Origin of the sequence: Inhella sp., from assembly GCF_027532025.1 — a bacterium.
Classification (GTDB): domain Bacteria; phylum Pseudomonadota; class Gammaproteobacteria; order Burkholderiales; family Burkholderiaceae_C; genus Inhella.
Genome location: NZ_JAPZSY010000052.1, coordinates 64,226 through 72,975, shown reverse-complemented (window position 1 = coordinate 72,975; position 8,750 = coordinate 64,226). Strand labels below are relative to the sequence as shown.

The following is an 8,750-nucleotide window of genomic DNA, read 5'->3' as shown; positions in this document are numbered from 1 at the left end:
GCAGTTCGGCCGACGAAGGGCAAGACTTCCGCGCCGCGGAGTTCGTCATCCGTTTGCCCAGCGCGGCGGCCGTTTCGGCCTGACCGGGAAACCCAGGGAGATCGGGATGTCGGCTTGGTTGGCAGGGTTGATCGGCCTCGTGCTGGGGGTGGTGGCCGCGTCTTGGTGGTGGCGTCGGCGTGACGCGCTCCAAGCCGGCTTGGCGTCCACGCAAGCGGCGGCCAGTCTTGAAGCGGCTGATCCCAGGGAGCAGCGTGCGCGTGTACAGGCCCTGGAGGCAGAGGTTCAGGGCTTGCAAGGTCAACTGGCCCAGCACGAGGCCAAAGCGGCCCGCGCTGGCGAAGCGGCTCGGCGGGAGGTTGAGCAGTCCTTGCAGCAACTGATGCAGAGCAACGCCCAGGTGCGAAAGACGGCGCTCGGCTCGTTGGAGGGCTTGGGCAGCCAAATGAACCACATGCACGACGTGGTGCGCACTTTCGAGCGCTGGGAGAGCGAGATGCATCACTTGCTGTCGCACAACCGGGAGATGCACACCCGCAACGAAGAGTTCGCCTCCATCGTGGAGCAGGTGGTGATCGTGGCGTTGAACGCGTCGATTGAGGCGGCCCGCGCCGGCGAGCACGGGCGAGGTTTTGGGGTGGTGGCCAGCGAGATCCGCAGTTTGGCGGGGCGGGCCGACAAGCTCTCGAAGGAGTACCGCGCCAACCTGTACAAGAACGACATGATCACCACGGCCACGTTCCAGGACTTGCAGGCGGGCGCGAAGATGATCACGTCCGCCATTTCCGGCGTGGACCTGGTGGCCAACCGCACGCGTGACGCGCTAGGCGCTCTGGAAGCATGATGGCCACGTCTCGCGCCGCCTTCGCCCCGAGGCGTGGGGCCGGCACCGCCGCGGCGACGGCGGTCTTGGCCGGGACTTTGTCGGAGCAGGCCAAGACCAGCTTCGAAACCATTGCCACGGTGGCCCTGGCCCGGGGTTTGGCACCTGAGGGTGAGTCGGCGCAGGTCGTGCCCATCGACGACTTGCCCCGTCGGATGAAGGAGAAGAAGGCCGTTGTGTTGTCGATCGCCAGCGACCGTTTTCGCTTGGTCGTGGCTTTGTTGTGCCGCCTGGATGCCGACGGCAAGGCCCACTTTGCCCGGCTGAATCGAATCGATCCGGCCGAATGGTCGGATCAGGACTTCGAGGATGCCGTGAACGAGTGCGGCAACATCATCGTGGGCTCCATCAACCGCGATGTGGGGCGCTATTTCCCGAGTGTGGGAATGTCCACGCCCAACGTGTTGGACCGCGAGGCCTTGGCCTACCTGGAGGCCTTGGGGCCAGGGCACCGCCGCGTGTTTCAAGTCACGGGGTTGTCTTTGGATTTTTATGCCGTGTTGTTCGTGTCGCCCACTGGCGCTGTGGACTTCCGGGCCGAAGTCGAAGCGTTGGAAGACGCGGTCGATTCCGGTGAGTTGGAAATGTTCTGACAAGGAGCGAGTGGGTCATGGAAAACGAAGCCGCAACCATCCAAGTCAAGGTGCTGGTGCTGGACACCGACGCCGAGGCCGGTGAGCAACTGAAGCGCTTTTGTGATGGCCATGACTTGGTGCCGGTCAAGGTGGCCCCCGAGAACTTGATGAGTGTTCTGCGCTCCAGCATCGACCTCGGGGCCGTGTTCTTGGCCGAGGGGTTCGAGAGTCACAGCCTGTCGGGCTTCCGTCTGGCCCAGGAACTCAATCGCATTCGGCCGGAGCTGCCGATCTTCTTCCGCACCGCCGAGCCTCTGGTGTTGGACGAGGGGCAGCGTCGCTTTGTGCGGCATGCCTACACCTTGGGTGAACTCGCCGACATCACCGCGGTGGTCCGGGAGTCCTTGTTCTCTTTGGTGTACCCGGAAGCGTTGGTGCGCGGCATCGTCGACCTGACGTTGCAGGCGCTGAACGGCCAGTTCCGGGAGATCAGCGTTGTGGCCGAGGCGCCGATCATCGTTCGCGATCGGCTGATCTACGGCGAGGTGTACTCGCTGATCCCGCTGGAGGCCAGTTGGTGCCGCGGCTACATGATGCTGCAGATCGAAGAGCGCTCGCTGCGCCGTTTGCAGCTTCACCAGCTGGCCGACATGGAGCAGATCCACAAGGATTCGATCCGCGCCATCAACAACGTGTTCTCAGAAACCACCAACCTCATCTGGGGTGCATTCAAGAACCGCTTCATCTCGTACGACGACAACACGCTGGCCAAGATGACCCAGGTGCCCATCGTCATCAACCACCCGCAGCACTACATCTCCTTTGGCTCTGAAGATCCCCAGCTGTGTTTCCGCTATCACCTGTGGGACAACGTGCTGCAACAGGGCGACCCCATCGAGTTGCATCAGCGCTTCGTGTTCAACTTGAATTGGTCCCCGGAACTCTTCAACGAAAACCAGGCCAATGTCGAGTCCATGTTCGCTTCGGGCGAGCTAGAGTTGTTCTGAAACCCCGTCACTTTCCACGAGAGCATCACCATGGCCCAAGTCCTCGTCGTTGATGATTCCAGCACCGTGCGCGATGAAGTCGCCGGATTCCTGAAGAAGAGTGGCCTCGATGTGGCCACGGCCGTGGATGGCCGTGATGGCCTGGCCAAGTTGAAGATGGACCCGAAGATCAAGCTCGTGGTCAGCGACGTCAACATGCCCAACATGGACGGGCTGACCATGGCCGAGAAGATCCGCGGCGAGCTGGGCAACAGCACCGTCAACATCGTCATGCTCACCACGGAAAACAGCCCGGTGATGAAGGAACGTGGCAAGGCCGCGGGCATCAAGGGCTGGATCGTCAAGCCCTTCAAGGGCGATGCGGTGATCGCCACCTTCAAGAAGCTGTGCGAGTGAGCTGACGCGACATAGCAAAAGGGCCCCGATGGGGCCCTTTTGCATGGTCTGGCGCGGTCAGGCCTGGGAGTTCGCGCGGCCGAAGCCGCGCAGACGCCCAGCCGTCGGCCTCGTGGTGGTGGCGCGTCACGCGTGGCACGTCGCCCCTGGAGCCCGGCACCAAAGCCACGCGTGCGTGCAGCGTGACGGGCACGGTGTCGAGAGCCTGCCGCCGCATCACGGCGACTCCGCCAGCTGTTTGTGCAGCAGGGCGTACAGCGCGGGGACAACCACCAAGGTCAGTACCGTGGCCACCAGCAAGCCGCCCATGATGGTGATGGCCATCGGCCCCCAGAACACCGAACGGGTCAGCGGGATCATGGCCAGTACGGCGGCGGCCGCGGTCAGCAGCACGGGGCGCGCACGACGCACGGTGGCTTCGACGATGGCCTGCTGCAGGGGGCTTCCAGCGGCAAGGTCCTGCTCAATCTGGTCGACCAGGATGACCGCATTGCGTTGGATCATGCCGCCCAGCGCGATCAAGCCCAGCAAAGCCACGAAACCGAAGGGCGCGCCAAAGACGATCAAGGCCGGCACGGCACCAATGAGGCCCAGGGGCGCCGTGGCGAACACGAGGCCCATGCGCTTCCACGACCGCAGCTGCAGCATCAGCAGCAGCAGGATGACGCCGAACATCGCCGGGAAGACCTTGAACAGCGCCACATTGCTCTTGTCCGATTCTTCGATGGCACCACCGAGCTCGATGCGATAGCCCGGCGGCAGTGGGATGGCCTTGACGCTGGGCGCGATGCGCATCGAGGCGAACGGCCCCTGCACTCCGTCCACGACGTCGGCGCGCACCGTGATGAAGGCCTCGCGGTTGCGTCGCCACAGCACCGGCTCCTCAACACCCTCATGGACCGTCGCCACGCTGGCCAAGGGCAGCACCGCGCCGTTGCGTGCGAAGAGTTGCAGGTGGGCCAGGTTTTCGGGCTGCAGCCGTTCTCGGTCGGCCCCGCGCAGCATCACGTCGATCAGGTCTTCGCCCACTCTCAGCTGCGCCACCGGGGCGCCGTTCAAGGCCAATTGCACCGCCTGCTGCACATCGGACGGCGTCACGTCGGCCCGCGCGGCCTCGGCCCGGTTCACCTCCACCTGGATGCGCCTGACGGGCTCGAACCAGTCGAGCTGCACGTCGCGCACCAGGGGGCTCTTGTCCACTTCGTTGCGCACCTGTTGGGCCAAGCGGCGCAGTTCGTCCGGGTCGGGCCCCAGGATGCGGAACTGCACCGGGTAACCGACGGGGGGGCCGAACTCCAGGCGCGTGACGCGCGCGTGCGCATCGGGCAATTCAGCGTTCTCGTCGAACAGTTGGCGCAGGCGCGTGCGCAGGGCCTCGCGCTCCTTGAGCCCGGCGGTTTGCACCACGAACTGTGCGTAGCCCGGGTTGGGCAACTCCGGCGAGAGGCTCAGATAGAAGCGCGGCGAACCGGCCCCGGTGTAGGCGGTGAAGCCCTGGCTTTCTGGCTGTTGCTGCAGCCAGGCTTCCAGTCTTTGGACCTGCTTGGCGGTGGCGTCGAAGCTGGCGCCCTCGCGCAGTCGCAGGTCGATCAGCAGCTCGGGCCGCGACGCCGTTGGGAAGAACTGCTGCTGCACGAAGAGCCCCATGCCCGCAGCGGCCAGGCCCATGGCCAGGCCGGTGGCGGCCAGCACCCGGCCCTTGTGCGCCAAGCTCCAGCCCAGCGCCGCGCGCAGGCGGGCATACCAGCGCCCGCTGTAAAGCTCGGCATGCGCCTTCATGGTCTTGGGCAGCAGCAGAACGCCGAGGTAGGGCGTAAAGACCACCGCGACGATCCAGGATGCGATCAAGGCCAGGCCGACAACCCAGAAGATGCCACCCGCGTACTCGCCGCTGATGCTCTTGGCCAGCCCCACCGGCATGAATCCGGCGATGGTGATGAGGGTGCCGCTGAGCATCGGGAAGGCGGTCGCCGTGTAGGCGTGGCTCGCAGCCCGCGCGCGGTCCCAGCCCTGTTCGATCTTCACCACCATCATCTCCACGGCGATGATGGCGTCGTCCACCAGCAGGCCCAGCGCGATGATGAGGGCGCCCAACGAGATGCGGTCCAGCGGCCAGCCCAGGGCGTGCATGGCCGCCGCCACCAGCGCCAGCACCAGCGGCACCGAGGCCGCGACCACGACCCCGGTGCGCCAGCCCAAGCTGATGAAGCAGACCGCCAGCACGATCAGCAGCGCCTCCAGAAAGCTTTTTTCGAATTCCCACACGGCCGCATCCGCCACGGCAGGCTGGTCGGCGTAGCGCTCCAGGGTGACACCGGCAGGCAGCAGCTGCTGCAACTCGGCCTGCTTGGCCTCCAACGCGCGGCCGAGCGCGAGGATGTCGCCGCCGGGCGCCAGGGTCACGCCCAACGCCAAGGCGGCCTGGCCGTTGCGCCGCACCGTGTACGAGGGTGGGTCCGCGCTGGCCCAACGCAGTTGGGCCACGTCCTTCAGCCGCAGCAAGCGCCCGCCGACTTGCAGCGGCAGCTCGGCCAGGTCATCGAGCCGCGCGAATTCGGTGTTCACGCGCACCGCGTGACGCTCGCTCGCCCCTTCGAAGTGACCCGATGGCTGCAGCGTCATGTGGCTCGACAGCAGCTGCGCGAGCTGACCCGGGTTCAAGCCCATGGCCGCCAGCTTCTGGCTGTCGAACTCGACGAAGACTTGCTCGCTGGGCCGGCCCAGCAGGTCCACCTTGTTGGCGCCCGGTACGGTTTGCAGGCGCTTCTTCAGCTCCTGGGCGAGCAGTTGCAGGTCGCCCAGCGGCAGACCTGGGGCCTGCAAGGCGTAGAGCGTGGCATAGACGTCGGTGAACTCGTCGTTGAAGAAGGGACCCCTCACGCCCTCGGGCAACTGTCCGCGCAGGTCGCCCACCTTTTTGCGTGCCAGGTACCACGCACGCTCCAATTCGTCCTTCTTGGTGCCGCCCTGAATCCAAAGCGTGATGCCGCCATAGCCGGACCGCGCGAAGCTGCGCACGTGGTCGACGGCGGGCAACTCCTGCAAGGCCTGTTCCACGCGGTTCAGCACCTGGTCCTGGACCTGCTGTGGCGTGGCTCCGGGCCAAGCGACCACCACGGTCATGGTGGGGGCGTTGAAGATCGGGTCTTCGAGTCGGCCGAGTTGGCGGAACGACAGCAGGCCGACGAGGAGCGTCGCGACGAGAAGGAAGCTGGTGAGCGCTCGATTGTTGATGGCCCAGCGGCTGAGGTTCCAACGGTCCAAGGTGACGGCGTTCATGGCGCGCGCTCCAAGGGCAAGGTGCGCACGGTCTGGCCAGCTTCGAGGCGGTGCGCGCCGAACATGACCACGGTGGCACCCGCGGGGACGCCGCTGACCAGCGCGGCATCGCCCTCCCGGCCTTCGATGCGCACCGACAGCCCCTGCAGCTTCTGGTCGACGACGCGCCACAACGTCCCCGTTTCCCCGGCGCTGGCCACCAAGGCGCTCGCGGGCAGGCGCAGGCGGGGCGTGGCGGCCACGCCGTGCAACTTCACGGGCACCGACCGGCCCAGCAGCGTGGCGTTCCAGACCAAGGGCGACCCCTCGGGCGTGAAGCGCGCCCGCTGCGTGCGCGTTTGCGGGTGTGCAGCGCCTTGAAGCTCGCGCAGGCGCCAGCGGCGGTCCAGGGCTTCGGCCTTCAGGGTGGCGGCCTGTGCGGCCAGGGCAGGTGGCAGGTCCAACTGCAACTCCAACTGGCCGGTGTGGGCCAAGTGCAGCAGGGGTGTGCCTTCGGCCAGCACTTGGCCGCGATCGGCGCGCGTGAAGGTGATGACGCCGTCGAATGGAGCCCGCAGCTCGGTGTGCGACAGGCGTTCCTGCGCCAGCGCCAGCTGCGTGCGCGCGGCCAACACGCGCTCTTGCGCTGCGCTGGCGCTGGTGCGCTGGCGCTCGGCATCGGCCACGCCCACGCTGCCGTCTTGGGTGAGTCGCTCCAGACGTTCGGCATCGCGTTGCTGCTGCGCACGGTCCAGTTCGGCAGCGCTCAGTTGCGCATGGGCGGCCTTCAGGGCCAGTTGCTGTTCAGCGGGGTCGAGCCTTGCGAGCAGCTGCCCTGCACGCACGCGCTGCCCGGCGTCGACCAGGCGCTCTTGCACCCGGCCGCCACTGCGAAAGCCGAGCTCGACCTCCTGCCGTGCGTGCACGGTGGCCTGAAGACTTTCTGAGTCGGACACCTGCGGCAGTTGGTGGACGTAGACGAGTCGCGGCGCTGGCTCGCGTGGCCTTGCTTCCCGGGAGCAGGCCGCCAGGACGGCCACGGCGGTCAAACTGAGGACGAGTGCGAAGGCGTGGGGAAGGTGTTTCATGGCGAGGGGTTCCAGCTGCCGCCCAAGGCCTTCATCAGTTGGAAGGCGTCGAGCAAGGTTTGGGTGCGGGCCTGCAGCAGTTGCAGGTGCGCGGCGTGGCGGCCTTTGTCGGCGGCCAATGACGGGCTGCGGCCGCTCAGGCCTTGCGCGTGCAGGCTTGCGGCGTGTCCGGCCAGTCGATCGGCCGCATTGAACTGCGCCGCCCAGTGGGACTCGCGCTCGCGGCTGGCGTGCAGCGCGGCGAGGGAGGACTCGACTTCGGCCAGCGCGGTCAGGAAGCCTTGTCGTTCGGCCAGCCTGGCTGCCTCGGCCTGCGCGCTCGTTGCCTCGGCGACCGCCTTCAACCTGCCGGCGTTGAACAGGGGTTGCGCAAAGGCCAGCGCGGCGAAACGGAAGGGCACAGGCGCGAGGTCGGCGCCGTTGAGTTGAAGGTCCTGCCGGCCCCAGATGGCCTGCAGCGCTAGCCGGGGCCAGCGTTCGGCTTGCGCCGCATCGGCCCGCGCGGCGGCAGCATCCGCCTGCGACTGCAAAGCCGCCAAGTCGGGGCGCCGCAGCAGCAACTCGACGGGCTGGCCGGCGGGCAAGGTGGGGGGCGCCGGCAGCGTGGCGGGGGCGTCGGTCAACTCAGGCAGCGACGATCCTGGGGTGCGCCCGGTCAGCAGGGCCAGGCGGTGTTCGCTGTGCTGCTTGAGCAGCACCAGGGACGAGCGCTGAGCGTCGAGCGACGCCAGCTCCGCCCGTTGAGCTTCCAGCTCGAGCCGCGACGACTGACCCTCGGCGGCGCGCCGTTCGGCGAGTTGCAGCAGCACGCGCTGGGCGTCGAGCAGGCTGTCCATGGCCGACAAGCGCAGCCGCGCCGATTGCCAATTCGCGTAGTGGGCAGCCAGCTCCGTCTGCACCAGCAAGCGTGCGCCCTCGACGGCGGCGGCGGCCGCCGCGGCATCCGCCTGGCTGGCGCGGCGGGCGGCGCGGACGGCCCCGAAGAGATCCAGTTCCCATTGCAGGTCGAGGGAGGCGCGCAGGGCGCGGGTGTCGGGTTGGCCCCGTTTGACGCTCTCGGGCAGGCCAGTGGACGCATCGGACGACGTGGCGTTCAAGGCCACGGTGGGCAGCAGGCGCGAGGTCTGCGCCTCGCTGCCGGCACGCGCAGCGCGCAGCCAGGTCACGGCCTGAGCGACATCGAGGTTGCCCGTGTGGGCGGCGGCCAGCAAGCGTTCGAGCACCGGGTCGTTCAGGTGCTGCCACCAGCGCGCGTCGAAAGCGGCGGAGGGCGACCGCTGGAAGGCGGCTTCGACCGTCTGCGGCGCCAGCGCTGGCCCCCTGGGGGCAGCGCAGGCGGTGAGCAGCAGCGCTGCGAGAAGTGCCAGCTTCCTCATGGCTGAGCGCTGCTCTGCAGCAGCGATTCACGCGCCCCTTGCGTCTGCCTGGTGGGCGGCGGCGCCTGCACCTGCGGCAGAGCTGGGCCGGGGCGCATGGGCGCGCGCCTGGCTGGGACGCCCGCGCAGGCGGTCGGCCGCGCGGTCGGGCCGACCGAGGCCCCTCG

At 67.5% G+C, this 8,750-nt stretch carries 7 protein-coding genes; 4 read left to right on the top strand and 3 right to left on the bottom strand.

Features of this window, described 5'->3' with window-relative positions:
• Positions 1–106 precede the first annotated feature (106 nt).
• Genes O9335_RS08480 through O9335_RS08465 form a run of 4 tightly spaced genes read left to right on the top strand, consistent with a single transcriptional unit; the run spans position 107 to position 2,861 of the window.
• Positions 107–844 carry a methyl-accepting chemotaxis protein gene (locus tag O9335_RS08480; RefSeq protein WP_298386462.1) on the top strand — a complete coding sequence of 246 codons (738 nt, stop codon included), beginning with the start codon at positions 107–109 and terminating at the stop codon, positions 842–844.
• A complete protein-coding gene (locus O9335_RS08475) occupies positions 844–1,476 on the top strand; it encodes a hypothetical protein (RefSeq protein WP_298386459.1) in 633 nt (210 codons plus the stop codon). The genes O9335_RS08480 and O9335_RS08475 overlap by 1 nt, the downstream gene beginning before the upstream one ends.
• A 17-nt stretch (positions 1,477–1,493) precedes the next feature.
• Positions 1,494–2,465, top strand: coding sequence for a chemotaxis protein CheX (locus tag O9335_RS08470; RefSeq protein ID WP_298386457.1), 972 nt, complete (start codon positions 1,494–1,496; stop codon positions 2,463–2,465).
• A 30-nt stretch (positions 2,466–2,495) separates the two neighbouring features.
• Positions 2,496–2,861 carry a response regulator gene (locus O9335_RS08465; RefSeq protein WP_298386454.1) on the top strand — a complete coding sequence of 122 codons (366 nt, stop codon included), beginning with the start codon at positions 2,496–2,498 and terminating at the stop codon, positions 2,859–2,861.
• Between the two features lie 216 nt (positions 2,862–3,077).
• Here the strand turns inward: O9335_RS08465 and O9335_RS08460 are convergent, their stop codons facing one another.
• The 3 genes from O9335_RS08460 to O9335_RS08450 are packed head-to-tail and all read right to left on the bottom strand — an operon-like array spanning position 3,078 to position 8,583.
• Positions 3,078–6,140, bottom strand: coding sequence for an efflux RND transporter permease subunit (locus O9335_RS08460; RefSeq protein WP_298386451.1), 3,063 nt, complete (start codon positions 6,138–6,140; stop codon positions 3,078–3,080).
• Positions 6,137–7,207 (bottom strand): efflux RND transporter periplasmic adaptor subunit, encoded by a 1,071-nt coding sequence (locus O9335_RS08455; RefSeq protein WP_298386448.1) that lies wholly within the window; start codon positions 7,205–7,207, stop codon positions 6,137–6,139. The genes O9335_RS08460 and O9335_RS08455 overlap by 4 nt, the downstream gene beginning before the upstream one ends.
• Positions 7,204–8,583, bottom strand: a complete 1,380-nt coding sequence (locus tag O9335_RS08450; RefSeq protein ID WP_298386445.1) for a TolC family protein — start codon at positions 8,581–8,583, stop codon at positions 7,204–7,206. The genes O9335_RS08455 and O9335_RS08450 overlap by 4 nt, the downstream gene beginning before the upstream one ends.
• Positions 8,584–8,750 lie beyond the last annotated feature (167 nt).